This is a genomic window from Pseudomonas sp. BP8, from assembly GCF_017875955.1.
Taxonomy (GTDB): Bacteria; Pseudomonadota; Gammaproteobacteria; order Pseudomonadales; family Pseudomonadaceae; genus Aquipseudomonas.
The window spans coordinates 3107195-3130714 of record NZ_JAGINK010000001.1 but is presented as its reverse complement, the minus strand read 5'-3'; the positions used below and the strand labels follow the sequence as shown (position 1 = coordinate 3130714).

The 23520-nt window shown below is 60.9% G+C and carries 22 protein-coding genes and 2 pseudogenes; 14 read left to right on the top strand and 10 right to left on the bottom strand.

What is annotated here, in order from left to right:
* Positions 1–17: 17 nt before the first annotated feature.
* The 5 genes from J3B00_RS13670 to J3B00_RS13650 all read left to right on the top strand — a co-directional run bounded on the left by J3B00_RS13670 (position 18) and on the right by J3B00_RS13650 (position 5507).
* Complete coding sequence (locus tag J3B00_RS13670; protein ID WP_209868013.1) at positions 18–1298, top strand: FAD-dependent oxidoreductase; 1281 nt, start codon at positions 18–20, stop codon at positions 1296–1298.
* Positions 1295–2776: an aldehyde dehydrogenase family protein gene (locus J3B00_RS13665; protein ID WP_209868012.1), complete on the top strand. Its 1482-nt coding sequence runs from the start codon at positions 1295–1297 to the stop codon at positions 2774–2776. The genes J3B00_RS13670 and J3B00_RS13665 overlap by 4 nt, the downstream gene beginning before the upstream one ends.
* Positions 2777–2785: 9 nt before the next feature.
* A complete protein-coding gene (locus J3B00_RS13660; RefSeq protein WP_209868011.1) occupies positions 2786–3811 on the top strand; it encodes a proline racemase family protein in 1026 nt (341 codons plus the stop codon).
* A gap of 75 nt (positions 3812–3886) precedes the next feature.
* Positions 3887–4594 carry a GntR family transcriptional regulator gene (locus J3B00_RS13655; protein ID WP_209868010.1) on the top strand — a complete coding sequence of 236 codons (708 nt, stop codon included), beginning with the start codon at positions 3887–3889 and terminating at the stop codon, positions 4592–4594.
* Between the two features lie 157 nt (positions 4595–4751).
* Entirely contained in the window at positions 4752–5507 is a 756-nt protein-coding gene (locus tag J3B00_RS13650) for an SDR family NAD(P)-dependent oxidoreductase (RefSeq protein ID WP_209868009.1), read from the top strand.
* 100 nt (positions 5508–5607) lie between these two features.
* Here J3B00_RS13650 and J3B00_RS13645 read toward each other — a convergent pair whose 3' ends face one another.
* Positions 5608–5994, bottom strand: coding sequence for an NUDIX domain-containing protein (locus tag J3B00_RS13645; RefSeq protein WP_209868008.1), 387 nt, complete (start codon positions 5992–5994; stop codon positions 5608–5610).
* On the bottom strand, positions 5987–6259 hold the full coding sequence (locus tag J3B00_RS13640) for a hypothetical protein (RefSeq protein WP_209874849.1): 273 nt from the start codon (positions 6257–6259) through the stop codon (positions 5987–5989). Before J3B00_RS13640 ends, J3B00_RS13645 begins: the two co-directional genes overlap by 8 nt.
* Before the next feature lie 99 nt (positions 6260–6358).
* Here J3B00_RS13640 and J3B00_RS13635 point away from each other — a divergent pair.
* The 5 genes and pseudogenes from J3B00_RS13635 to J3B00_RS13615 form a co-directional block, all read left to right on the top strand.
* Positions 6359–6643: pseudogene (locus J3B00_RS13635) on the top strand (peptidoglycan-binding protein); the annotation flags it as partial.
* Positions 6644–6830: 187 nt separating this feature from the next.
* Positions 6831–7295, top strand: a complete 465-nt coding sequence (locus J3B00_RS13630) for a helix-turn-helix domain-containing protein (protein ID WP_209868006.1) — start codon at positions 6831–6833, stop codon at positions 7293–7295.
* On the top strand, positions 7295–7870 hold the full coding sequence (locus J3B00_RS13625) for a PIN domain-containing protein (RefSeq protein ID WP_209868005.1): 576 nt from the start codon (positions 7295–7297) through the stop codon (positions 7868–7870). Before J3B00_RS13630 ends, J3B00_RS13625 begins: the two co-directional genes overlap by 1 nt.
* Before the next feature lie 377 nt (positions 7871–8247).
* The gene (locus tag J3B00_RS13620) at positions 8248–8490 is read left to right on the top strand and encodes a hypothetical protein (RefSeq protein WP_209868004.1); all 243 of its coding nucleotides are present in this window, start codon (positions 8248–8250) and stop codon (positions 8488–8490) included.
* A 129-nt stretch (positions 8491–8619) separates the two neighbouring features.
* The gene (locus J3B00_RS13615) at positions 8620–8889 is read left to right on the top strand and encodes a DUF3077 domain-containing protein (RefSeq protein ID WP_209868003.1); all 270 of its coding nucleotides are present in this window, start codon (positions 8620–8622) and stop codon (positions 8887–8889) included.
* A gap of 155 nt (positions 8890–9044) precedes the next feature.
* Here the strand turns inward: J3B00_RS13615 and J3B00_RS13610 are convergent, their stop codons facing one another.
* The 8 genes from J3B00_RS13610 to J3B00_RS13575 all read right to left on the bottom strand — a co-directional run bounded on the left by J3B00_RS13610 (position 9045) and on the right by J3B00_RS13575 (position 18137).
* Positions 9045–10028, bottom strand: a complete 984-nt coding sequence (locus J3B00_RS13610) for a D-glycerate dehydrogenase (RefSeq protein ID WP_209868002.1) — start codon at positions 10026–10028, stop codon at positions 9045–9047.
* Between the two features lie 11 nt (positions 10029–10039).
* Complete coding sequence (locus tag J3B00_RS13605; protein ID WP_209868001.1) at positions 10040–11332, bottom strand: MFS transporter; 1293 nt, start codon at positions 11330–11332, stop codon at positions 10040–10042.
* A 63-nt stretch (positions 11333–11395) separates the two neighbouring features.
* Complete coding sequence (locus tag J3B00_RS13600) at positions 11396–12346, bottom strand: sugar kinase (protein WP_209868000.1); 951 nt, start codon at positions 12344–12346, stop codon at positions 11396–11398.
* Positions 12333–13118 (bottom strand): AP endonuclease, encoded by a 786-nt coding sequence (locus J3B00_RS13595; protein WP_209867999.1) that lies wholly within the window; start codon positions 13116–13118, stop codon positions 12333–12335. Before J3B00_RS13595 ends, J3B00_RS13600 begins: the two co-directional genes overlap by 14 nt.
* A 67-nt stretch (positions 13119–13185) precedes the next feature.
* Positions 13186–14208 carry a LacI family DNA-binding transcriptional regulator gene (locus J3B00_RS13590; RefSeq protein WP_209867998.1) on the bottom strand — a complete coding sequence of 341 codons (1023 nt, stop codon included), beginning with the start codon at positions 14206–14208 and terminating at the stop codon, positions 13186–13188.
* Between the two features lie 140 nt (positions 14209–14348).
* Positions 14349–15596, bottom strand: coding sequence for a cytochrome c (locus J3B00_RS13585; protein WP_209867997.1), 1248 nt, complete (start codon positions 15594–15596; stop codon positions 14349–14351).
* Between the two features lie 12 nt (positions 15597–15608).
* Positions 15609–17393 (bottom strand): GMC family oxidoreductase, encoded by a 1785-nt coding sequence (locus J3B00_RS13580; RefSeq protein WP_209867996.1) that lies wholly within the window; start codon positions 17391–17393, stop codon positions 15609–15611.
* Positions 17394–17396: 3 nt separating this feature from the next.
* Positions 17397–18137 carry a gluconate 2-dehydrogenase subunit 3 family protein gene (locus tag J3B00_RS13575; protein WP_209867995.1) on the bottom strand — a complete coding sequence of 247 codons (741 nt, stop codon included), beginning with the start codon at positions 18135–18137 and terminating at the stop codon, positions 17397–17399.
* A gap of 278 nt (positions 18138–18415) precedes the next feature.
* Here J3B00_RS13575 and J3B00_RS13570 point away from each other — a divergent pair, with 278 nt between their 5' ends.
* The 4 genes and pseudogenes from J3B00_RS13570 to J3B00_RS13555 form a co-directional block, all read left to right on the top strand.
* Positions 18416–18907 (top strand): DUF1543 domain-containing protein, encoded by a 492-nt coding sequence (locus tag J3B00_RS13570; RefSeq protein ID WP_209867994.1) that lies wholly within the window; start codon positions 18416–18418, stop codon positions 18905–18907.
* Positions 18908–19022: 115 nt separating this feature from the next.
* Complete coding sequence (locus J3B00_RS13565) at positions 19023–19838, top strand: alpha/beta hydrolase (protein ID WP_209867993.1); 816 nt, start codon at positions 19023–19025, stop codon at positions 19836–19838.
* Positions 19828–21009, top strand: a complete 1182-nt coding sequence (locus tag J3B00_RS13560) for a PAS domain-containing sensor histidine kinase (protein ID WP_209867992.1) — start codon at positions 19828–19830, stop codon at positions 21007–21009. The genes J3B00_RS13565 and J3B00_RS13560 overlap by 11 nt, the downstream gene beginning before the upstream one ends.
* Before the next feature lie 405 nt (positions 21010–21414).
* Positions 21415–23514: pseudogene (locus J3B00_RS13555) on the top strand (HAD-IA family hydrolase); the annotation flags it as partial.
* Positions 23515–23520 lie beyond the last annotated feature (6 nt).

Here is a 23520-nt window from a genome sequence, read left to right as displayed (position 1 = left end):
TGATAAGAGCCACACTCATGAACAACCCGCACCCCTCATCGCAACAGGCCGTGGTCATCGGCGGCGGCATCGTCGGCGTCTGCTGCGCGCTGTACCTGCAACGCGACGGCCATCGGGTAACCCTCATCGACCCTGCCGCGCCCGGCGACAGTACCGCCAAATGGAGTTGCGGGCAGATGGCGGTCAGCGAAGTGATCCCACTGTCCAAGCCCGGCATCCTGATGAAGATCCCCGGCTGGCTACTGGATCAGAAAGGCCCTCTTGCCCTGCGCCCCAGTGCGCTGCCGGGCATTCTGCCTTGGTTCATGCGTTTTCTGGCCTGTGCGCGGCCCGCCAAAATCAACGAGATTGCCCAGGATATGGCGCGCCTGACCCAGCATGTCTATGAAGACTATGCACCCCTGCTTGACGCCTGCCCGGACAAGACCCTGCTCGGCGACAGGCCGATCCTCGAGGTATTCGACTCCCCGGCCGGCCTGGCCCACGAGCGGCCCCACCTGGCACTACGCAAGCAACTGGGGTTCCGCTCAGAGGAGTTGGATGGCAGCGAAATAGGTGATCTGGAGCCGGCTCTGGCCGGCAAGTTCCAGCACGGTTTGCTGTTTCCGGACTGGCGCGCAGTAAACGACACCGAAGGCTTTATCGCGGCCTTGACCGAAAGTTTCATTGCCCAGGGCGGCACCCGTGTACGTCAGCGCGTGGTGAAGATCGACGATAATCAAGACCTGGCCACCGGCGTGACTCTGGAAGACGGCAGCCAGGTTCCTGCCAGCCTGCTGGTGGTTGCCGCCGGCACCGGCGCGCGGGCGTTTTTCGACACGCTCGGGGTGCACATCCCGCTCGCCGGCATTGCCGGCTACCAGGCAGTCCTGCCACATCCGGGCGTAGAGATCCGCCACTCGGTGATCTATGCCGACGGCGGTTTCTGTTTCGCGCCGATGACCCGCGGCCTGCAGATCGGAGGCACCATCGAATTCGCTGCGCCCAATGCCCAGCCCAACTTCAAACGTGCCGAAATCATCATGGAAAAGGCCCGCCGCGTACTCCCGCAACTGAACACTCAAGGCATGGAGTTCGGTGTCGGCTATCGCCCATTCCTGCCAGATACCAAACCGGTCATCGACCGCTCGCCACGGCTGAAAAACGCCATTCTGGCGTTCGGCCACGGCCAACTCGGGCTCACTCTTGGCGCCACCACCGGCCGTCTGGTGAGTGACCTCGCAGCACAGCGCACACCTGCCCAGAATCTCTCTGCTTTCAGCGCCCGGCGCTTTGCCGTCCTCGGAGGAAACGCATGAACCGCTACGACCAGTTCTACATCAATGGCCAATGGGTCAGCCCTGTCAAAGGTGGTAGTTTCGAGTCCTTCGACCCAAGTGACGAGAGCCTGATCGCCCGCGTGGCATCGGGTACCGCCGAAGACGTCGACATCGCCGTCAAGGCCGCCCGCGCCGCCTTCGACCAAGGCCCATGGCCGCGCCTTAGTGGTGCCGAGCGTGGCGCTTACCTGCGCAAGATCGCCGAGGGCATCCGTGCTCGCCAAGAACAACTGGCCACGATCGAAGTCCGCGACAACGGCAAGCCGTTCCCGGAAGCCATGTGGGACATCGGCGACACCGCCGGCTGCTTCGACTTCTACGCCACCCTGGCCGAAGAGCTGGATGCCAAGCGCGAACAATCCGTCACGCTGTCCGACGAACGCTTCAGCTCTGTGGCGCGCAAGGAGCCGATTGGCGTAGCCGGTGCCATCGTGCCGTGGAACTTCCCGATGCTGATGGCTTCGTGGAAGATCGCCCCCGCCCTGGCGGCCGGCTGCTGCATCATCCTCAAGCCTGCCGAGCAAACCTCGCTGACCGCACTCGAACTGGCGAGCATCGCCGACGAGGCTGGCGTGCCAGCCGGGGTCCTGAACATTGTCACTGGGCCTGGAACCACCGTCGGCGCCGCGCTTACCGCGCACCCGGGCGTGGACAAACTGGCTTTCACCGGCAGCGTCCCGGTCGGCAGCCGCATCATGCAAGCGGCCGCCCAGGACATCAAGAACGTCACCCTCGAGCTGGGCGGCAAGTCGCCGTTCGTGATTTTCGCCGACAGCGATATCGACCAGGCTGTCGAGTGGATCATGTTTGGTATCTTCTGGAACAAGGGCGAAGTCTGCTCCGCCACCTCGCGGGTTCTGGTCGAGCGTTCAGCGTACGAGCCGCTGCTGGCGCGCCTCGCCGAGGAAGCGCGCAAGATCAAGATCGGCAACGGCATGGAAGACGGCGTGCTGCTCGGCCCCCTGGTCAACCGCAGTCAGTACGACGGCACCCTGCGGGCGATCTCTCGAGGCCTGGAGGAAGGCGCCCGGCTGGTCACAGGTGGCGAGCGGCCGGCGCATCTGGACAAAGGCTTCTACCTGCAACCGACGGTGTTCGCCGACGTTCCGGAAGACAGCTGGATCTGGAACGAAGAGATTTTCGGCCCGGTGGTGTGCATCCGCCCGTTTGACAGCGAAGAAGAAGCGGTAAGATCTGCCAACAATTCACGCTTCGGCCTGGGTGCAGCAGTCATGTCGCAGGACCTCGCGCGCTGCGAGCGCGTGGCGCGTCAGTTCCGCGCCGGTATCGTCTGGATCAACTGCTCCCAGCCGACCTTCACTGAAGCCCCGTGGGGCGGTTACAAGCAGAGCGGAATTGGCCGCGAGCTGGGTGAATGGGGCCTGAACAACTACCTCGAGACCAAGCAGATCACCCGCTACGACAGCCAACAGCCTTGGGGCTGGTACATCAAGTGAGGTCACACCATGCGTTGGAAACAGACCCTTCAGCTCGCTGAAGTGCACTGCGAAGGCGAAATCGGCAAGGTCATCACCGGCGGCGTACTGGGCATACCCGGCGCGACCATGCTCGACAAGATGAACTACATCAACGAGGTCGACGATAGCCTGCGTCGCCTGGTGACGCTGGAGCCGCGTGGCTGCCTGCAGATGTCGGTCAACCTGCTGCTGCCGCCGACCCGCCCTGAGGCACACGCGGGCTTCATCGTGCTGCAGGCCGACAAGGCCCACCCGATGTCGGGCAGCAACTGCATCTGCGTAGTCACGGCACTACTGGAGCTGGGCATGGTACCGATGCAGGAACCGCAGACCACGGTGGTGCTCGACACACCGGCGGGCCTGGTTACCGCCCGCGCCCAGTGCGCTGACGGGCGTTGCCTGAGCGTCTCGCTGGACATGGTGCCGTCTTTCGTCGAGCACCTGGATCTGCTCGTTGAGACCGAAGCGTTCGGTACGCTCAAGATCGACGTAGCGTTTGGCGGTGTGTACTACGCACTGATCGATGTCGAGCAGACCGGTTTGTCGATTGCGCCGGAGCATGCCCGTGCGCTGGCCGATGCCGGTGTTGCCTTGAAGGAGGTGATCAATCGTCAGCTGAGTATTCAGCACCCGCTGTTGCCCACGGTCAACGAGGTGGCGTATGTGATGTTCCGCAATCGCCTCGACGATCGCACCTACCAGACGTGCACCACGTTGCCCCCCGGCCGTGTCGATCGTTCGCCGTGCGGTACCGGCAGCTCTGCCAACCTGGCCACCCTGGCGGCACGCGGTTTGGTCCAGGCCGGCGATCAACTGGTGTCGCGCTCGACCATTGGCGGGCAGTTTCAGGTGACCCTGCTGGGCCACACCGAGGTTGCCGGTCGCTCGGCGGTGCTGCCAAGGGTAACCGGGCGGGCCTGGCTCTATGGCCTGCAGCAGCTGGGCGTCGACCCGGACGATCCGCTGGCAGCGGGTTTCATGCTCAGCGATACCTGGGGTTCAGGCCAGGCGTGAGAGCTGTCCTTGCTGGCAGCGACTGATATAACAAAGGCTGGCCTGTATAGTAAGGGCCTGACCAACCGAGACCTGATGATGGCAAAAGACAAGGAAACCGAGGGCGGCCCACGTCGTCACAGCGGTCGTTATATTTATGAAGAGCTGCGCAAGCAGATTCTGACACTCAAGTTGAAACCGGGTGTTCAACTGGATGAAGTGTCGCTCGCCGCCCAATTCGGCTTGTCACGCTCGCCCGTTCGCGATGCATTGGCGCGGCTGATTACCGAAGGCCTGGTGGTTATTCTGCCTAACCGCACTACGTTGGTAACGCCGTTCGAGATTGAAGAGTTCCCCAACTACGTCTCCGCCCTCGACCTGATGCAACGCGCCGTGACCCGTCTGGCGGCGACGCAACACCGCGAAGAAGACCTCAACGCCATTCGCCAGGCTGACGCTGCTTATCTACAGGCTGTCACCCAAGGTGATTTCCAGGCCATGTCCGAGTTGAACAAGGCCTTCCACATGGCTATCGCCCACGCAGGGCGAAACCCCTATTTCATCAACTATTACGAGCGCTTGCTCGGCGAAGGGCAGCGTTTATTGCACCTGCACTTCGACCATATTCTCAGCTCGGCCAGTAGCCAACGCCTGGGCCGCGACCACGATGAGATCATCAATGCCATCGCCGCGCGCGATGCGGATGCGGCCGAAGCGGCTGCACATGAACATACCATGCTGTTCCAGCGGCGTTTTCTCGATTACATGCAACAGAATCTCACGGCGCGCATGTCCATTAACTAGTTGGGCTTTGGCCTAACGCGCCCTGCCCTTACCCATCCTGCCCATTCGCTGTCTGGCTCACCCCAGAGCGTTTGGCTGTGCGTGTCATTTGATCCATGCAGCAACTTTTACACGCAACTAAACAACGTGCGGCATTCACTGGAACCAGGAGTCGACGATGAACAGGTTTGAAAACAAGGTAGCGATCGTAACAGGTGCAGCGGGTGGGATTGGTTCTGCTGTCGCCGCCCGGCTCGCAAGCGAAGGGGCAACCGTGGTGGTCAGCGACGTCAATCAAGAGGCCGCACAAGCCGTGGCCGCAAGCATCTGCGCCAACGGCGATAAAGGCCTGGCCGTGGCTGCCGACATTGCCTCTGGCGATGACTGCAGAGGTCTGGTGCAGACCGTTGTGAACCAACTCGGCCGCATCGACATCCTGGTCAATAACGCCGGGATCAACCGGCGTGGCGCGCTGTTGGACCTGAGCGAGGACGATTGGCACAGCAGTTTTGCGGTCAATCTTGACTCGATGTATTACCTCTGCCGTGCGGTTCTGCCGATCATGATCGAGACTGGTGCCGGAGCAATCGTCAACACTGCCTCGCAGTGGGGCCTGTACCCGGCGCCAGGGCATATCGCCTACAACGTGACCAAGGCAGCGGTGGCCTCGTTCACACAGAACCTGGCCCGGGACTATGCACCGCAGAATATTCGGGTGAACGCCGTTTGCCCAGGCGAGATCCATACGCCCATGCTTGAAGCCGGTGTACTGCGCTCAGGCCGAACCATTGCCGATCTCGACCGCAAGGTGCCGCTGGGGCGTATTGGCAAGCCGGAGGAAGTCGCCGCACTGGTGGCGTTCCTGGCATCTGATGAGGCGGCCTTCATGTGCGGGTCGCTGGTGGAAATCACCGGGGCGCAGGCCGTCGCTTGACGACCGAGCATCGGGCGCTGTCCAACTGAGCCGCGCCTGAAGGTTTTTTAGGAGACCCGGCCAGTCGTGATCGCTCGACTGGCCGGCATCCTCCTCGCGCTCAAGCGCACAACGCTGGAAGTTCGCGCGCCAGCAGGGCTGCCGCCGCTGGTTTCAAGTCGGAATGAGCCAGTTTCCCGCGCATGATCCATTTGCACGCAACGATCTCGTTTTGCGGAACAGGCCGGTCGTGATCATCTATTTGCAGGGTAAAAATGTGATGAAGGATGCCTTCCACGTAGAGCGTACAGAGAGGCAGCAGGCGCTCACGACAGATGCCCGTTTCTTCTTCAAGTTCTCGGGTAGCCGCGTGGATAGGCAATTCATCGGGTTTGACGCCGCCACCGGGGAAGTTCCACTTTTGAGACTTTCTACGCACCAACAGCAGCTTGCCGTTGCGAAAACAAAGGACTGTCGCCCTTGATCTGAGCATGCCCTGATCAGCCATCTGCACCTCCTTTGATTCCAGCATAATCCGCCCCGGCAATGGCGCTCAGGTAACGTTGGTCTGCTTCGATGCGCAGGTCACGCCACTCTTGCCAGCTCACTATCCCCACCCGATCCATTTCGTCGGCCAGCCTGAGCAGTTGATCGTGGTATTCGTTTGGGCAGTCCATGCGCAACTGGCGGTTATCAAGCAGTTGAGACCAACGGGCGAGCGCGTTGAGCCGGGACTCGTCATGATGTGTAAGTGAAGCAGAGAAGACCTTCATTTGACTGACCTGCCCCAACGATTGGTCAACTGTGGAGTCGATGGGCATGGCAGAGGTTCAACCTGCCGGGTAGAGACCCGGCCTGCGGTGTAAAACATGGCACCCAGCTCATCGAGCGGCAATTCCTTGTACCAGTCACCGGGCCCAGCAACCGGGACAGCCGGTACCTCACGCCCCCGCCCCAGCAATGAGCAAAAAAGCAACCTTGTCGTACGTGTGCAGACCGCATTGACAGTGCGCAAATATTACCAAGGCGCCATTGACGGGCTGATGGGTAAAGCCACCCGTGGGGGGCTGATGGCGTTTCAAATGGACAGCGCGCTGACGGTGAATGGTCGGATGGATACGGCAACATTGAACGCGCTGGGGATTCGAATTCCTTGATTTGACTGCGCCGCTATGTGGACGTGCACCTCAATCGTGCTTTTTGGAGTCCGTCTGAGCGTGGCCGGCCGGAAGGCTACACGAGATCGTTTCGATTATTGCGATTTTCGTTTATTTCGGTTAATAATGCTGAGGGCCACCAAACGGCCTTTCGATCCCTGGTCGGTCAAATTTTTTGGAGACACCTATGACTACCGCCGATCTCGCTCGTACGTTCCTTCCAGATGAGAGGGCGATCGCTGCGGCTATCGAGTCAAGCCGGCAGATAGCCGCTTTCGTTTCGACGAAACAGGTGATTCAGCGTATTGAGCTGGTTGATGCTGCCGAACAGCGCCAGGTCGTTGAGCTGCCTACATTCGCGCTGCGTCTGTTGGGTGACATTCTGAGCGAGCTTGCCATTGGCAATACTGTAAAAGTCGTCCCTATACATGCAGAACTGACCACTCAGGAAGGCGCAGATATGCTTAATGTCTCCCGCCCCCATCTGGTCAAGCTGCTAGAGGAAGGACGTATTCCCCACACTAAGACCGGCAGCCATCGGCGCATCAAGTTCACTGACCTGATGGCTTACAAGACTCAGCGGGACCGTGAAAGTCTTGCGGCAATGGAAGATCTGGCTGCTCAGGCACAAGAACTCAATATGGGGTACTGATGCGGCATTCGTCTTTCACTGTCATTTACGACGCTTGCGTTCTCTACCCTGCCCCACTGCGGGATCTACTCATGCACCTCGCGCTGACTGGCGCATATCGCGCGCGCTGGTCCGATCAAATCCATGACGAGTGGACGCGCAACGTGCTACTTAACCGCCCCGATTTAACGTCTGAACAGCTGGCGCACACAGTCCGGTCCATGAATGACGCGATACCGGACTGCTTGGTGACAGACTATGAGCCTCTGATTGGCGGGCTGGATCTGCCAGACATTGATGATAGGCACGTGCTGGCTGCGGCGATTAAATGCAGCGCATCAGTAATTGTGACGTATAACTTGAAAGACTTTCCCAAGCACATTCTGTCCCGCTTCGAGGTCGAGGCGCTGCATCCTGATGTATTCCTTTCCGACATCTGGGACCTGGACCAAGCCGCTGTGCTTGAGGCCGTGCAGAAACAGCGGGCCCTGCTGAGGAATCCCGCCTACTCCCCCCGTCAGCTGCTTGACACGCTTCTACAGCAGAAGCTGCCAGAAACAGTGAAACACCTTTCGGGGTTTGAGCTTTTTATCTAGTACATCGAACACCCTTGAGTCAGTGAAAAGCTCTTCACTCGACAACGCTCGCGATTCGGATAGGCACGTAACGCAGCTGAATAATCAGATTTAACCCCTTTCTTGTAGTCCATTTCCCAAACATACTTCTACCGCCTTTTTTCCGTTGCGGTCATTTTGGTACCGCTCTAGTCTCGCTGTGTCGCTGAATCTCAGCGATCGGCTTTGACAGGCCGCGACGCGATACATTGGATTGCTATGCCATCTATGGTGGCTGTGCATGGGGCACGCTTGCGTGCGCCGGTTCTTGTATCCGCCGGTCTGTCAACCTATGCACAGCTGCCACCTATCTGTTTGACAGCAGGTCAGTAGCGGCCCGAAAAATGGATACTACGAGCATGCTAAAAATCGTCCCTGATCCACCCCACAATCGCCATTCCCTGGAAGACACCCTCATTCAAGCCACCGAGTACGCCCTGTGCGCACAGACTGTGGCGCATCAGGCCATTCTGCTGCAGCCCAAATCACCCGTCTCGATTCTGTTGATGACCTCGATGCATGAGCTCGAGGCGCTGCGCGTGCTGCTTGAATCGGCATTGATCCAGGCGCAGATGCCGGCGGATCGGCCCACGCTGCACTGATTGATGTCGGCAGTGCCGGCCTCTTCGCGGGGCAAGCCCGCTCCTACAGGATCTCCACCGTCCCTGTAGGAGCGGGCTTGCCCCGCGAAGAGGCCCGAACAGCCCCCGATGATTCCAGGGAGACACACCATGAGCACAGACGAAACCAAACCCAACACCACCGTCGGCAAAACCCGCTTCTACCAGGGTGAAGGCATGACCCAGCCGCTGTTCTGCATCGAACCCGGCATTCCATGCCAGCATGCCCGCGAACAGGCCTCGGAACTGATGGGGTGCGTCAGCGAACTGACCATTACCGGTGTGTTGGAGGACAACCCGCAACTGATCTGGGCATCGCACTACCTCAGCGCACTGGCCAAGGCGCTTTTGGATGATGCCGAGCTGGGTATGCTGCACTGAGGTTCGCAGCAAGCGATAGGTTGGAGAGTGAGTACGGCACCGGCTTTGCCGGTGTTCGCGGGTAAACCCACTCCCACAGAGACCGCGCCAGCTTGAGGTTTAGTGCAAGACAGAACCTCCCACCGGATCGCACTGGATACGCCTACCCAGCTCGATCACAGCTGTTTACTCAACACCCCCTCGTTGACCAGATTCGCCGGACGCTCCCCCGCCAACGCACTCAGCAGGTTCTCCACCGCACAACGCGCCATGGCGTTTCGCGTTTCATGGGTAGCCGAGCCGATATGCGGCGTGGCCACCACATTGTCCATCTGCAACAAGGGCGAGTCAGTTGCCAGCGGTTCCTGAGCAAACACATCCAGCCCTGCCCCGCGAATACGCTTGGCGTGCAAGGCGTCAATCAGCGCCAGTTCATCGACCACCCTCCCCCGCGCGATGTTCACAAGGATCCCTTCCGGCTTCATCAACGCCAACTCCCGACGGCCGATCAGACCTTCAGTGCTGGCATTCAACGGCACCGTCAAACAGACGAAATCAGCCTGCGCCAGCAAATCGTCAAGGCTGCGGTAGTGAGCACCATAGCGCGCCTCAACATCAGGCTTTGGCCGCGAGCTGTGATACAGCACACGCATGCCGAACCCAGCTGCGCCGCGCCTGGCCAAGGCTTCGCCGATACGCCCCATGCCAACGATGCCCAGGGTCTTGCCATGCACATCGCTACCAAAGTGCGCCGGCCCCAGGTTGGCCTGCCACTGACCGGCTCGCACCCACGTTGCCAGTTCGACTACGCGCCGAGCGCTGGCCAGAATCAGCGCGAATCCGGTGTCGGCAGTCGTCTCGGTCAATACATCCGGGGTATTGGTGAGCATTACTCCGCGCCGGGTGAGCTCAGCAATGTCGTAATTGTCCACCCCGACCGAGACGCTGGAGATCACCTCCAGCTGCGGGGCAAGGTCCAACAGCCCGCTGTCCAACCGCAGGCTCGCCCCCAGCAGCCCATGTGCACCCGGCAAGGCGCTGCGCAAGCGGGCCATGCCATCGGGCTGGGCGGTGTCCACCCAAGTCACCTCGACCTGCGCTTGCAGACGGCTCATCAGGTCGGCGGGCAGGCGTTTGTAAAGCACGATTCGTTTTTTCATGGTGAGATTTCCTATTGGCTCGCAGCCATGGAAGGCGCAGGGCCCTGGCTTCGAACAGGTGTCGGCGATGGCTTGAGAGCGACGGTGAGCGCAACCGCAACCAGCAGCGCACCGCTCATGAACAGGTAGGAGGCACTGGGGCTGCCAGTGGCGCCGTTGAGATAGCCCACCAGCCAGGAGCCGCCGAACGAGCCCAACGCGCCCATGCTGTTGATCAGCGCCATTGCCCCACCGGCAACGTTGCTGGGCAGTATTTCCGGCACGATGGCGAAGAACGGTCCATAAGGTGCGTACATGCAAGCACCGGCGATGACCAGCAACCCATACGACAGCCAGAAGTGCTCGGTGCCCAGCGCATAGGAGCCGTAGAAGGCCAGTGCCGCGATCAGCAAAGGCGGCCAGACGAAGCGTTTACGCTTCTGCAGCCGGTCGGATGCCCATGACACGCCGATCATGCCCAGCACCGCCGCCAGGTAGGGCACCGAAGACAGCCAGCCGGCCTGGACGATATCCATGTTGCCCGCCTGCTTGAGAATCGAGGGCAGCCAGAGGACGAAGCCGTACACGCCGATGCTCCAGCAGAAGTATTGCAGCGACAGCACGATCACCTGCGGCGAACGGAACGCTTCGCGGTAGTTTTTTACCGGTTTGATCCCCTGCTGCTCGGCGGCCAGCGCTTGTTCGAGCTGCGACTTTTCCTGCGCACTGAGCCATTTCACCTGCGCCGGCCGATCATCTACCAGACGCCACCAGATAAACGCCCAGAGCACGGCGGGCAAGCCTTCGATGATGAACATCCAGCGCCAGTCGAACTCGCGGATGAGGTAGCCGGAAGCCACCGACATCCACAGGATGGTCACCGGGTTGCCGAGGATCAGGAAGGTGTTGGCGCGCGAGCGCTCGGCGCGGGTGAACCAGTGGCACAGGTACACCAGCATCGCCGGCATCACCGCTGCCTCGACCACGCCGAGCAGAAAGCGGATGGCGATCAACAGGTAGACATTGCTGATCATCCCGGTGAGGGTCGCCAAGCCGCCCCAGAGGATCAGGCTGACGAAGATCAGTTTCTTGACGCTGCGTTTTTCTGCGTAGATCGCTCCGGGTACCTGAAAGAAGAAGTAACCCAGAAAGAACAGCGCGCCCAGCAGCGACGACAACGCCGGGGTGATTTTCAGGTCATCGGCCATGCCTGAGGCGGCGGCGAAACCGTAGTTGGCGCGGTCCAGGTACGCCAGGCTGTAGGTGATGAAAACAATCGGGATGATGTACCACCAACGACGTGGGGCGAGGCGAGTCGATTGCATGAATGCTTCTCCTGAGCTTGTTATTGTTGTCGCAACAGGTGCCAGCGCACTGGCGTAAAGGGTTCAGGCGCTTCTGCGCAGGGTGTGCTGCTCGAGTGCGTGACGCCGCGGCAAGCCTTCCATGTCGCCGCGCGATTGCACGGCGAGGCTGCCGCACCAGTTACCGCGCGCGACCGCTTCTGCCAGGTCCAGGCCTTCGAGCAACGCGCTGACCACGCCCACCGCAAAGGCATCACCGGCGCCAACCGTGTCGACCACCTGGGCGACGGGTACGGGGGCGACGCGCCCTTCGCCAGCGGCACTGCGGTAGTACGCTCCTTCGGCGCCGAGCTTGATCGCCACCTGCTCGACACCTCGGTCCAGGTAGTACGCCGCGATGTCCTCGGGCGCCTGCAGCCCGGTCAACACCTGGCCTTCTTCCAGGCCCGGCAGCAGCCAGTGGGCCTTGACCGCAAGTGCGTTGATTTCTCGGATCATGCTGGCGCGATCAGGCCACAGTGACGGGCGCAGGTTAGGGTCGAAGGAAATGCTCCGACCGGCCGCTCGCATTTGCTCGACCAATTCATGCGACAGCGCGCGGCAGCCAGGCGACAGCGCCAGGGGAATACCGGTGGCGTGCAGGTGGCGGGCATTGACCAGGTTTGCACTGATCAGCGCGGACGACATATGGCTCGCCGCAGAGTTGGCGCGAAAGTACTCCACCACCGGATCGCTGCCATCGTCGCAACGGGCCTTGAGCTGGAACCCTGTGGGGTGCTCGTTATCGGTTTCGACGCCGCTGCAATCGAGCCCTTCCTGGCGCAAGCTCTCCAGCACAAAGCGGCCCAACGAATCGTTGCCCACCCGGCTCAACCAGCGCACATTGAAGCCCAAGCGTGCCAGGCCGATGGCGACGTTGCTGTCGGCGCCGGCGATACGCTTGGCAAACTGGCCGACAGTCGCCAGGTCGCCGGTTTGCTCGGCGACGAACATGGTCATGGTCTCGCCGAAACACAGCACGTCATGCGTGGGCATGGCGCACCTCCTCACCCAGGCCCAGCCGGGCCAGGTTGTGCACTTGGGCACGGGTCACTGCCAGCAGGTCGTCGCCAGCCAGCGGATATTCCACGGCACGCACAACACCCGGCATGAACTCGCCGAGCAAGGCCTCCCATGCCATCAGATCGGCGGCCTGCGGCGGCACCGCCACCAGCCGACCGCTCGCCTCGCGCTGCACGGCCTTGCAGTGCACATAGCGCACCCAACGGCCCAACTGCTGCGCAGCCTGCGCCGCGGATTGCGCCTGCCATTGCCAATTACCGATGTCGAAGGTCATGCCCAGCGGCAGTGCCAGATCCTCGACCCGCTGGAAAAAGCTCAGCAGAGGTTCGATTCGACCGCCCTGTAGGGTCTGGTCGTTCTCCACCAGCAGCACAGGGTCGCCCACTCGCAACATGGCCTGCAAGGCCTGCAGGTCGCACTGCGCATTGAAATACCCCAGGGAAACCTTCAGCGCTACAGCGCCCAATGCACGCGCCAAGGCCAGCTTGGCAGGCAGGCGAGGATCGGGCAGGCCGTCAGCTGTCCACAGTTCAAGGGGTGAGGAATACAGGCATTCCAGCTGCAATGCGGCGATCGCTGCAGACAGCTGGGCGGCATCGGGCGCAGCGTCGAACAGCTCTTCACGCAGTTCGACACGGGCCACGCCCGCCGCAGCCAGGAGTTCGAGGAAGCTCTCCTGGCCACGCCGGCGGATCACACTGGCGCCGTAGCTGGAAAGGCTGATGGAAACGGGGTTCGAGTGCATTGTTATTGTCCCTATGAAACCGGTTTCATTTTTTGGCAGTGCAACAGACAACGTTGCGTCGTGCCGCTTATTCGCGGGGTTGAGTGGAACCTCGGATGATCATGTCAGCTTTGAAGTTGATGCGCCGTGCAGCCCCGCTCTCGCCGCGCAGGCGGTCGAGCAGGCAGTCAAAGGCTGCTGCGCCAATACGTTCGGTCGGCTGGGCCAGGGCAGTGATGCCAGTACCGACCAGGGGGTACCAGTCCAGCTCGTCGAGGGCGATCAGGCCAACGTCCTGGAACAGATTGCAACCACTGTCGTGGAGCACACGGGTGACCGCCAGCGTGGCCACACCGTTGAAGGTGAAAATGGCCTGGGGGCCGTGTCCCTTGCTGTCGATAAAGCTAGCGAGACGGTCCTGCAAGCCAGCGTCGGTTTCCACCAGTTGCTGACGCATGCCGTTGCGGCGGCTGATCGAGGTGGTGAAGGCATCCACCCGCTCCTGTCGAGAGCTGGTGCCATCGAGCGGCTCGGTAACCGCCAGAATGTCGCGATAGCCCCGCGCTTGCAGGTGGTCCAGGGCTTGCTCGATGGCATCGGGGTTGTCCAGCCCCACCAGATCGACGTTCAGTTCAGGCAGTTGCCGATCGACCAGAACCATGGGCAGTTCGCGCTGCAGATTGAGCAGTTCACCGGGATGATGGCCGAGGGTGTTCACGATCAACCCCTCAACGTTGTACGACTGTAACGCCTCCAGGTGATGGCGCTCCTGCTCGTCGTCGCGGTTGGTGTTACACACCACCAGGCTGTAGCCGTGCTGACGGCAGGCCGTTTCCACGGCATGCATCACCGCAACGGAATAGGGGTTGAGAATGTCTGCCACCAACATGCCGATCAACCGCGTCTGCCCGCGCTTGAGGCCACGTGCCATTTGATTGGGCCGATAGCCCAGGCGCTCGATCACCTCTTGCAGGCGGTCGGCGGTGGCCTTGGCCAGCAACTGACGGTCACCACCGATGTAGCGCGAAACGGTGGCCTTGGAGACGCCGGCCACTCTCGCGACTTCACTGATGGTCACACGTTCACGGGAACGTGCAGGCAAGTCGGTCATCTTCAGTCTCTTCTGATTATTGTCGGTGACGGTGAATGAAACCGGTTTCAATACATCAAAACCGGCGGATTTAGTCATCTACCGTTCGTCGGATCATAATCAGCAAGCGCGCTAATGGGGGCGCCAGGCGCCCCTGTTGTTCAGCGCAACGCTTTCACATCTCCCGCAGTTACCGCGCTGCCTTGGTTACCCCAGCTGGTCCGAATGAAGTTCACCACCTCTGCAACCTCCTGATCACTCAATCGCCAGCCGAAGCCAGGCATGGTCAGGTTCGACGGAGCCGTATGGGTGGCCGGTACGGTAGCGCCGGCCAGCACCACGTGGATCAACGACGTGGCGTCTTGGGTCTGCACCACCGGATTGCCAGCAAGGGCCGGGAACACCCGGGTATAACCCTGGCCATCGGTACGGTGACACGCCGCGCAGTTGTCGATGTACACCGACGCGCCTGGCTTGCTGTCATCGCCGTTCCACAGCGCGTCCGTTACCTGCTTGTCATAGACATGCGGGGTGTCGTCCGGGTTGCTCGGCGGCAAGGTCTTGAGGTAGCGCGCAATGGCCGTCAGGTCAGCGTCGGTCATGTGCTGCATGCTGTGCTCGACCACATCGCTCATGCCGCCGAACACCGCGCTGCGGTCACTGCGACCGGTCTTGAGAAACTGCACCAGTTGCGCTTCGCTCCAACTGCCCAGGCCATCTTTGTGATCGCCGCGCAGGCTCTTCGCGATCCAGCCTTCGAGCGGCGCACTGCCGGCCAGGAACTGCGCTCCGTCAGCCGGGCTGAGGGCTTTCTCCTGCATGGTCAGCGCGCGTGGCGTATGACAAGCGCCGCAGTGGCCCAAGCCCTCGACCAGATACGCCCCGCGGCTTACCACCGGGTCTTGCGCGGCGGGCGCTTGCGTAGCATGGACCTCAGGCGCGAACAGACCTCGCCAGATCGCCAGCGGCCAACGCATGCTCAATGGCCACGGGATGTCGGTGGCCTTGTTCGGCTGCTGAACCGGCGCCACTCCCTTCATGAAGTAGGCATACAAGGCGCGCATGTCATCGTCGTTGACCCGCGCATAGGACGGGTACGGCATGGCCGGATACAGCGTGCTGCCGTCCTTGCCGATACCCTTGCGCACCGCCAGGTCAAAGTCCTCGAAGCTGTAGTGGCCGATGCCGCTGCCGTCGGGTGTGATGTTGGTGGAGTACACGGTGCCGATGGGGGTTTCCATCGGCAGCCCGCCGGCAAACGGCTTGCCGTCCTTGGCCGTATGGCAGGCGACGCAATCGCCGGCACGGGCCAGGTACTCGCCTTTGCGCACCAGCGCATCGTTGGCTTCATCAGCCTGGGCTGCCAGGCTTGCGCCAGCCAGCAGTGTCGCGATCAACAGTGTCTTCATGTTCATCGCTCCTCAAGCCTGGACCAGCGGGCCGGGATTTTTCAGGTACTGCTCGCGGATCGCCCGGGCAGACCAGTAGGTCAGTGCAGCAACCAGACCGGTCGGGTTGTAGCCCAGCCCTTGTGGGAACGCCGAAGCGCCCGGGACAAACACGTTGTGCACATCCCAGCTCTGCAAGTAACGGTTGAGAGCGCTGGTCTTGGGGTCGGTACCCATGATCGCGCCGCCGTTGAGGTGAGTGGTCTGGTAATTGGCCGTATTGAAGTGCTCCTTGACCTTCTTGCCGAGCACGGCAATGGCCTTGGGGTTCATCGCCTGGGCGATCTTGCTCAGCTTGTCGACCATGAACTGGTTCATCTTGATGTCGTTTTCCTGCCAGTCGAAGGTCATGCGCAGCAAGGGCTGGCCGTAGGCATCCCGGTAGGTCGGGTCGAGGTCGAGGTAGTTGGCCCGGTACGATTGGTGTGCACCGTGGGCGTCCATCGACAGCTGGTGGGTGTAGTAGTCGGCCGTGGCCTTCTTCCAGGCGCTGCCCCAGGCGGGCGTGCCTGGCGGGTTGGCGACGCCGGCAATCGGCCGGCTGCCGGCCTGGTTCACCCACATCGGTGAACCGCCGACGAAGCCATGCGGGCCGTGGTCGAAGTTGTCCGCGTTGAAATCGTCGATGGCGATACCGTTGCCGCCGGCGCCGATGAAGTTGTTGGTGTAGGTGTTCTTGTCGAAGAACGCTTTCACCGTGCCCATGTTCTGGTAGGCGAAGTTGCGCCCGACCACACCTTCGTTGGTGATCGGGTCATACGGTTTGCCGATGCCGGACAGCAGCATCAGGCGCACATTGTTGAACTGGAAAGCGGCAAGAATGACGATGTCGGCCGGTTGCTCGACTTCACGCCCCTGGGCATCGATATAGGTCACACCGGTGGCCTTGCGCTTGCTGTCATCGAGGTTTACCCGCAGCACATGGGCGTTGGGCCGCAGCTCGAAGTTCGGCACCTGGCGCAGCGCCGGCAGGATGTTCACGTTAGGCGACGCCTTGGAGTACATGTAGCACACGTAGCCACTGCAGAAACCGCAGAAGTTGCACGGCCCCATCTGCGCGCCGTAAGGGTTGGTGTAAGGCCCGGAAGTGTTCGCCGAAGGCAGGTTGTACGGCTTGTAACCGAGACTGCGGGTGGCCTGCTCGAACAGTTTTGCCGACACCACGTTTTTCTGTGAAACCAGCGGGAACGGGTTTGAACGATCAGGCGCATACGGGTTGCCGCCCTTCCCTTCGCCCACCACCTGGCCGTTGACTGTCCACGCCTGGCCCGAGGTGCCAAAGACTTTTTCGGCGAAGTCGAAATGCGGTTCGAGCTCTTCGTAGCTGACGCCGAAGTCCTGGATGGTCATGCCTTCAGGGATGAAGCCCTTGCCATAGCGTTCTTCGTAGTGGCTGCGCATGCGCAGTTCGATCGGGTCGACCCGAAAGTGCACGCCAGACCAGTGCAGGCCCGCACCACCGACGCCCTTGCCAGGCAGGAAGGCGCCTAGCTGACGGTTGGGCAAGGCCACGTCGTTGACGTTGTGGCGAATGGTGACGGTCTCTTTCGAGACGTCGACGAAGAGCTTCTTGCGCACGCTGTAGGTCAGCTCATCGATCACTTGCGGGTAGCTGCCCTCAGGGTAGGTATCCTGCATCGGCCCGCGTTCCAGGGCGACCACCTGCAGCCCGGCCTCGGTGAGTTCCTTGGCCATGATCGCGCCCGCCCAGCCGAAACCGACGATCACTGCGTCGACCTTCTTCATTGCATTGGCCATGCCTTACGCCCTCTCGCCGCGAATCGATACTGCCGGGAACGGGTAAGGCTCGTTGCGCTCGACCCAGTCCATGAAATCTGCCCGGGCACCGGGGAAGCCGATCTGTGTCCAGCCGACCATGCCCTTGTTGCCACCGTGGATCGGGTCACAGAAGAACCCCTCCCGGGTGTTTTGCACCAACAGGCTGAAAAACACCTTGCCGGGCAATGCGTCGAAAACGATCTCTGCAGATTCGATCTTGCCAAGAACCTGGTCCCGGGTAGCGCTATCTTGCTCAGCAAAAGGTTTACCCAACTGAGCTTTGCACCAGGCGTCCGCAGCTTCGATGCCCAGGCGATAGATCTGCTGAGGGCTGAGCTGAAGTTGGTAGCCGAGTTCGGGGGCAGCATCGGCCTTGAACGGGCCTTGCATGTACCACTGGGCGCCGGTCGCGTAGGGGGTGTTCATCTGGCGATCGATAAACTCTGCGGCACCGGCCTCCAGCGCACCCGGGCCGAGCGCGTCGGCAGGGATGATCCGCGCCACCGCCGCTTGCACAAAGGCCCATTCTTCCTTGGTGAAGAAGGTCGGCTGGTAATCGCCAGCAGGTGGCGTGGCCGGGACCCGCGGTTCGTGCACCGGCTGCGCGAGCAGTTGGCTGCTGCCCAGGCCCAAGCCTGTGCTGGCCACGGTTACTACAGGTATCAAGGTCAAGGTCTTGCGCAGGAAGTCCCTGCGCGGGTTGTCTGGGGCTTGCTCAGGCATGTCGAATTCTCATCAGGGTCAGGGCGGCCTTGGCGTTGCGCCGTCTGGTTGTTTAATCGGGTGGTGCGCTCCAACAGCGAAGTGATGGAGGCCAGCCGACTAATTTAGCTGCTCCAGCAACATTTTGAAACCGGTTACATCTCTATTGGCCGGTGCAAATCAGCCTTGAGAGCTGGCGCATTCTCTCTGTGGGAGTGGCCTTGTGTCGCGAAATGATGAATGACACGAAGCCCTAGAAAGAGCTGATACTAAGCCTCTCTCAAACCCAAGGAACCACCATGCTTTACGTTGTCATGCTCGGCGGACGCCACCCTCGCGCCAGCATCGAGGTCCACGACGTGGTTTTCGCCCAAGCCGACTCTCTGGAGCAGGCCTATCCCCAATTGCGCAACGCCTGGTTCGGTAGCGCAAAGGGCCTGCACATCGACTCCTGGCTGGAAGTTCATGGCGTAGAGGGCTATCGCGTCGAGTTCAGCCAGGCGGCGCCACAGCCCGGTGCCATGCGCCTGTTCTTCCTCAACCTGGGTGGCTACGAGCGCCAGGTGTTTGGCGAGGCGCACCGCTATCTGCTGGTGGCTGCCACCGACAAGGCCACCGCCAAGCGGTTGGGCAAGCAGCGCATGGCGACAGGTTGGTTGCAGCCCCACACCGACGCGGTACTCGATGTCGACGACTGTCTGCCAATCGACCTGATTGCAGGGCGCTATGTGCAACTGGTCGAGGGCCCCCATCAAGGCATGCTGCAGCACAGCGACTACGTCCTGATCTGAGTGGCAGCCAGCAAATAAAAGGGGTCGCATACCATGGCATATTGCCCTTGCTCTGATTGCGCTGCACTATTCTGATTTTGGCCAACGCACGTTGGGCTGAGTGGAGTAGCGATGCATGGAAATACAGCGCCGGAATAATGTGAGAGTTCTTGGCCAAGGCCGTGCAACCTTGGTGTTCTCGCATGGTTTCGGCTGCGACCAGACCATGTGGCACTACTTGTTCCCGCACTTTACCAGCCGCTTTCGTGTGGTCCTGTATGACCTGCTTGGCGCAGGACGCTCGGCGTTGGCGGCCTATGACAGCAACCGGCACGGTGCCCTGTCAGGCTATGCCCAAGACCTGCTCGAAGTCATTGACCACTGCGCCGCGGGGCCGGTGATCACTGTGGGCCACTCGGTGAGCGCAATGGTCGGCGTGCTGGCCGATCGCCTGGCTCCCGGCAGGATTGCAGCACACGTAATGGTCAGCCCTTCTCCTTGCTACATCGATTGCGAGGGGTATGCAGGGGGCTTCACGCAGGCCGACATCCACTCGCTGCTGGACACCCTCGACGGCAATTATCTTGGCTGGTCGAGTGCGATGGCGCCGACCATCATGGGCGCGCCTGGCCAACCCCAACTGGGCGAAGAGCTCACCAACAGCTTCTGTTGCACAGAGCCAGAAATCGCCAAGCAATTTGCCCGGGTAACCTTCTTGTCCGACAACCGTGAAGACATCAAGGGCTTGCCTACGCCGACCCTCATCCTGCAATGCTCGGATGATCTGATTGCCCCCCAGCAAGTGGGGGAGTACATGCATGCACACCTGCCCAACAGCGTTCTTGAACTGATCACAAATATTGGTCATTGCCCACACATGAGTGCTCCGCAAGCGTGCGCTGCGGCAATGGACCGTTTTCTCCTGCCTTGGCAAGGTGAACATGGCGACTGATCAACCCCTGCTGCCCGACTCAGAGGCCCTGTTCGAAGGTGCTCCCTGTGGCCTCGTGGTGACCAGGGAAGACGGCACGATCCTGCGCAGCAATCAGCTTTTCAGCAGCTGGCTCGGTCTCAGTCAGTCCGCGCTGATCCAACGCCGTTTCCAGGACCTGCTCAGCATCGGCGGGCGAATCTTTCACCAAACCCACTGGGCGCCACTGATGCAGATGCAAGGCGCGGTAGGCGAGGTAAAACTCGACCTGACGACGGCCCACGGCCAGACCATCACCCTGCTGCTCAATGGCGTGAGGCGCGAGCATAGCGGCGGCGCGCTCCACGAGCTGGCGCTGTTCGCCACCACTGACCGGGACCGCTACGAACGCGAACTGCTTCAGGCCCGTCGCCGCGCAGAGGAACTGCTGCGGGAAAAAACCAGCGCAGAAGCGGCTCTGCGCCAGGCCAAGCTCGAGCTGGATGCTGCCTATGAAGTGGCCCAACGACGGGCGCATTTCGCCGAGCAAATGGTGGCCATTGCCAGCCATGACCTGAAGAACCCCCTGACCGCTATCAAAATGGCGACCGAACTGCTGGGCCGAGGCGAGCGCACCGCCAAGGAAAACCAGCTATTGGGTCACATCAGCCAGTCGTCTGAGCGTGCTCAGCGCATGATCGCCGACCTCCTGGATCTTGCCTTGGCCAGGGTGGGCCACGGCATCGGCATTTCATGCAAGCGCACTGACCTGCACGACCTCGCCGAGCGCAGCGTGAACGAGTTGCGCGTCACTTTTCCGCAGGCTGTGCTGGTGCATGAACACGCTGGCGTGGGCAGTGCCGAGCTGGACGCAGACAGGGTCCAGCAGGTCATCGGCAATCTGGTTGCGAACAGTGTGGCTTACGGCGACCTCGCCAGGCCGATAACCATCACCTCCACCGTTACCGCCAGCGTGGCAATGTTGACCGTGCACAACGACGGTGAGGCTATCCCTGAGGCTTCGCTCAGCAAGCTGTTCGAACCCATGACACGGCTCAGTCAGCTCGATGCCGACGTGAGAAGCGTAGGGCTTGGCCTGTTCATCGTCAGAGAGATCAGCCGGGCGCATGGCGGCGATGTGACAGTGAGTTCCACGGCTGAACAGGGCACGATGTTCTGCGTCAGCTTCCCGGTTAGCCAAAGCGCCAACTGAACACCCGTCCCACTTGCGCCGCTCTGGATTGCCGCTTGCGGGTTGCATCTCACGGCGGATACGTGCAAGGCTTAAAAAGGACTATCAATTACGACGAAGGAAGCACAGCACCTTATGCTCGGAATCACACGTATCCATCGCTTTTTCCGCTCACTGTCTGCAGATCACACTGCAGCCAGTGGGCGTGAAGTTAACCGCAAAGCTGGCAGCCGCGGTGCCGCAAAGCTTGCCAGCCTCCTCTGCACTCCCCGCTCCGTCCCGCCTTACCTCTGCGTCGCGCCTGCGCGCAACCCGCTAGATCGCTTGCCCCCGACCTGACTCCTTAGCGTTGCAGTGCATTCGCAGTTTTCGCTCGTCCAGGTTTTGGCAGCGAAAGAATCCGCAAGACTACAGGGGCATCACTTTATGATTTTTTTTCAGGGCAAACGAATTTTCAGCGCTATCTTCGACATGGACGGCACCATGTTCGATACCGAGCGCTTGCGCTTCAAGACATTGAAACAAGCTTCGATGGAAATTTTCGGCAAGGCATTGAGCGAAGAGACGTTGATCGGTTCGCTGGGCCTTAGCGCGAAAAGAGCCGAAGCCCTCGCCAAGGCTCACAACGGTGAAGACTTCCCCTACGCACAAATTCGCCAGCGCGCCGATGAGCTTGAGCTGGAATATGTGCGCAATCATGGCGTACCGATCAAGGCCGGTTTGCTGGAAGTTCTGGAACGGCTACGCAAGTCCGGCTTGACCATGGCGGTCGCCACCTCCAGTCGCCGTGCCATCGCCGAGGAGTACTTGATCAACGCCAATGTGCTCAAGTACTTCGACATCACCGTGTGCGGCGACGAAGTCAGCCAGGGCAAACCCCACCCGGAAATATTCCTCCGCGCCGCCAGCGCGCTCAATTGCGAGCCGAGCAACTGCTTCATGCTCGAAGACTCGGAAAACGGTCTGCTTTCGGCCATCCGCGCCGAAGGGCAAGCGATTCTGATCGAAGACATCAAGCCGCCAGCAGCCGAGGTCAAGGCCGGTGCGCTCAAGGCATACCGCAGCATGAACGCGTTTCTGGCCGACCTGAGTGAGTGCGTGCCCGACCTGGGCATGCCCGAGCTGGGTGAGCCGTTTCCTTCATCGCTGAACCAGTTTCGCGTAGGCATCCATGGTTTCGGCGCTATCGGCGGCGGCTATCTGACCCAGGTGTTCTCTCACTGGGACGGTTACACCCGGCCTTGTGAAATCATCGCCGCGACCCGCTCGCGCATGCTCAGGGAAACCGTCAGCGCCTTCGGCCGTTACAGCGTGCGCTACGGGGCCACCTCGTTCGACCAGACCATCGAAAACGTGCGCATGATCGACATGGACAATGACGATGCGGTCATCGACATGTACAACAGCGCCGAGATCATCGGCCTGAGCCTGCCCGAGCAAGCGATCCGCAAACAGGCCAAGGTCATTGCGCAAGGCTTGCTCCGACGTTTCGAGCGCCGTGGTCGCGAGCTGACCCTGTTGATCGTGCTGAACAAGATTGGCGGCGCCGCCTTCGTGCGTCTGCATGTCCAGGCGGAGCTGGAATTGCTGTGCTCGCCAGAGATCAGCAAGCAGGTCCTGCAAAAGACCCACTTCGCTGAAACGGTGGTCAGCCGCATCGTCTCCAAGATCAGCAATGACGCGCTGGTGCGACAACTGCGGATCAAGTCGCAGATGTTCCAGAACAGCCTGGACGACGAGCCCGCGGTGACCCGCAAGCCTTCCGCCCCGGTGCCTGAGTACGAACGCCTGATCGGCCGCTTCAGGCCCTTCGTGCAGTCGAGCAGCGCACTGAGCCAGTTGCATCTGATTCTGTTCAACAGCGAGCCGGACATGCCGCTGTATGTCGAGCGCGGCAGCGACCTGCTCGAACGCTTGCGCCAGGTGAAAACGGTCAGCGACATCGCCCAGATCCAGGTCATCAAGAACCGTTTGTGGAATGGCCCGCACGCCATCATCGCCTGGTACGCGAGCCTGCTGGGCTATTCGTGGGTAGGCCAAGGCATGGGCGATGCCCGCGTCAGTGCGCTGGCCGAACGCTTGATCAGGCAGGAAGTCGGGCCTGCGCTGATGGCTGAAAACCCGGAAATGTCAGACGCCGTCAGCGGTTTTGCAAAAACCTTTCTGGAGCGCTGCAAGACCTCGTTCAAAGACCCTTGCGCCCGTGTTGGCCGCGATCCCTTACGCAAGCTTCAGCGTCACGAGCGCATCCTCAGCAGTATCGAGCTGGCACGCAAGCACGGCATCGACACGCCGGGTTTGGCCTTCGGCGCAGCCCTCGCCGTGCACTATGCGCTGCGCTGCAACGATGGCAAGGACCTAGAAGCACAGAAGATCCAGCAACTGTACAAGGCCAACGATGGCAGTGTTGAAGCGGTGCTTAGCCATGACGGCGAGTACAACGGCAAACCTTATCCGGGGTTGGATCCGATCAAAGACGAGGAGCTGATCGACCTTATTGCAGATAACTTTCGGCACCTGCAGCGGCAGAAT

What these genes read in the sequence shown, in the direction of transcription:
- J3B00_RS13660 (WP_209868011.1), top strand. Translation starts at nt 2,786, where the DNA reads ATGCGTTGGAAACAGACCCTTCAGCTCGCTGAAGTGCACTGCGAAGGC.
- J3B00_RS13655 (WP_209868010.1), top strand. Translation starts at nt 3,887, where the DNA reads ATGATGGCAAAAGACAAGGAAACCGAGGGCGGCCCACGTCGTCACAGC.
- J3B00_RS13580 (WP_209867996.1), bottom strand. Translation starts at nt 17,393, where the DNA reads ATGGCCAATGCAATGAAGAAGGTCGACGCAGTGATCGTCGGTTTCGGC.
- J3B00_RS13575 (WP_209867995.1), bottom strand. Translation starts at nt 18,137, where the DNA reads ATGCCTGAGCAAGCCCCAGACAACCCGCGCAGGGACTTCCTGCGCAAG.
- J3B00_RS13565 (WP_209867993.1), top strand. Translation starts at nt 19,023, where the DNA reads ATGGAAATACAGCGCCGGAATAATGTGAGAGTTCTTGGCCAAGGCCGT.
- J3B00_RS13645 (WP_209868008.1), bottom strand. Translation starts at nt 5,994, where the DNA reads ATGGCTGATCAGGGCATGCTCAGATCAAGGGCGACAGTCCTTTGTTTT.
- J3B00_RS13625 (WP_209868005.1), top strand. Translation starts at nt 7,295, where the DNA reads ATGCGGCATTCGTCTTTCACTGTCATTTACGACGCTTGCGTTCTCTAC.
- J3B00_RS13650 (WP_209868009.1), top strand. Translation starts at nt 4,752, where the DNA reads ATGAACAGGTTTGAAAACAAGGTAGCGATCGTAACAGGTGCAGCGGGT.
- J3B00_RS13595 (WP_209867999.1), bottom strand. Translation starts at nt 13,118, where the DNA reads ATGCACTCGAACCCCGTTTCCATCAGCCTTTCCAGCTACGGCGCCAGT.
- J3B00_RS13615 (WP_209868003.1), top strand. Translation starts at nt 8,620, where the DNA reads ATGAGCACAGACGAAACCAAACCCAACACCACCGTCGGCAAAACCCGC.
- J3B00_RS13630 (WP_209868006.1), top strand. Translation starts at nt 6,831, where the DNA reads ATGACTACCGCCGATCTCGCTCGTACGTTCCTTCCAGATGAGAGGGCG.
- J3B00_RS13670 (WP_209868013.1), top strand. Translation starts at nt 18, where the DNA reads ATGAACAACCCGCACCCCTCATCGCAACAGGCCGTGGTCATCGGCGGC.
- J3B00_RS13600 (WP_209868000.1), bottom strand. Translation starts at nt 12,346, where the DNA reads ATGCCCACGCATGACGTGCTGTGTTTCGGCGAGACCATGACCATGTTC.
- J3B00_RS13560 (WP_209867992.1), top strand. Translation starts at nt 19,828, where the DNA reads ATGGCGACTGATCAACCCCTGCTGCCCGACTCAGAGGCCCTGTTCGAA.
- J3B00_RS13590 (WP_209867998.1), bottom strand. Translation starts at nt 14,208, where the DNA reads ATGACCGACTTGCCTGCACGTTCCCGTGAACGTGTGACCATCAGTGAA.
- J3B00_RS13605 (WP_209868001.1), bottom strand. Translation starts at nt 11,332, where the DNA reads ATGCAATCGACTCGCCTCGCCCCACGTCGTTGGTGGTACATCATCCCG.
- J3B00_RS13640 (WP_209874849.1), bottom strand. Translation starts at nt 6,259, where the DNA reads ATGAAGGTCTTCTCTGCTTCACTTACACATCATGACGAGTCCCGGCTC.
- J3B00_RS13570 (WP_209867994.1), top strand. Translation starts at nt 18,416, where the DNA reads ATGCTTTACGTTGTCATGCTCGGCGGACGCCACCCTCGCGCCAGCATC.
- J3B00_RS13665 (WP_209868012.1), top strand. Translation starts at nt 1,295, where the DNA reads ATGAACCGCTACGACCAGTTCTACATCAATGGCCAATGGGTCAGCCCT.
- J3B00_RS13610 (WP_209868002.1), bottom strand. Translation starts at nt 10,028, where the DNA reads ATGAAAAAACGAATCGTGCTTTACAAACGCCTGCCCGCCGACCTGATG.
- J3B00_RS13620 (WP_209868004.1), top strand. Translation starts at nt 8,248, where the DNA reads ATGCTAAAAATCGTCCCTGATCCACCCCACAATCGCCATTCCCTGGAA.
- J3B00_RS13585 (WP_209867997.1), bottom strand. Translation starts at nt 15,596, where the DNA reads ATGAAGACACTGTTGATCGCGACACTGCTGGCTGGCGCAAGCCTGGCA.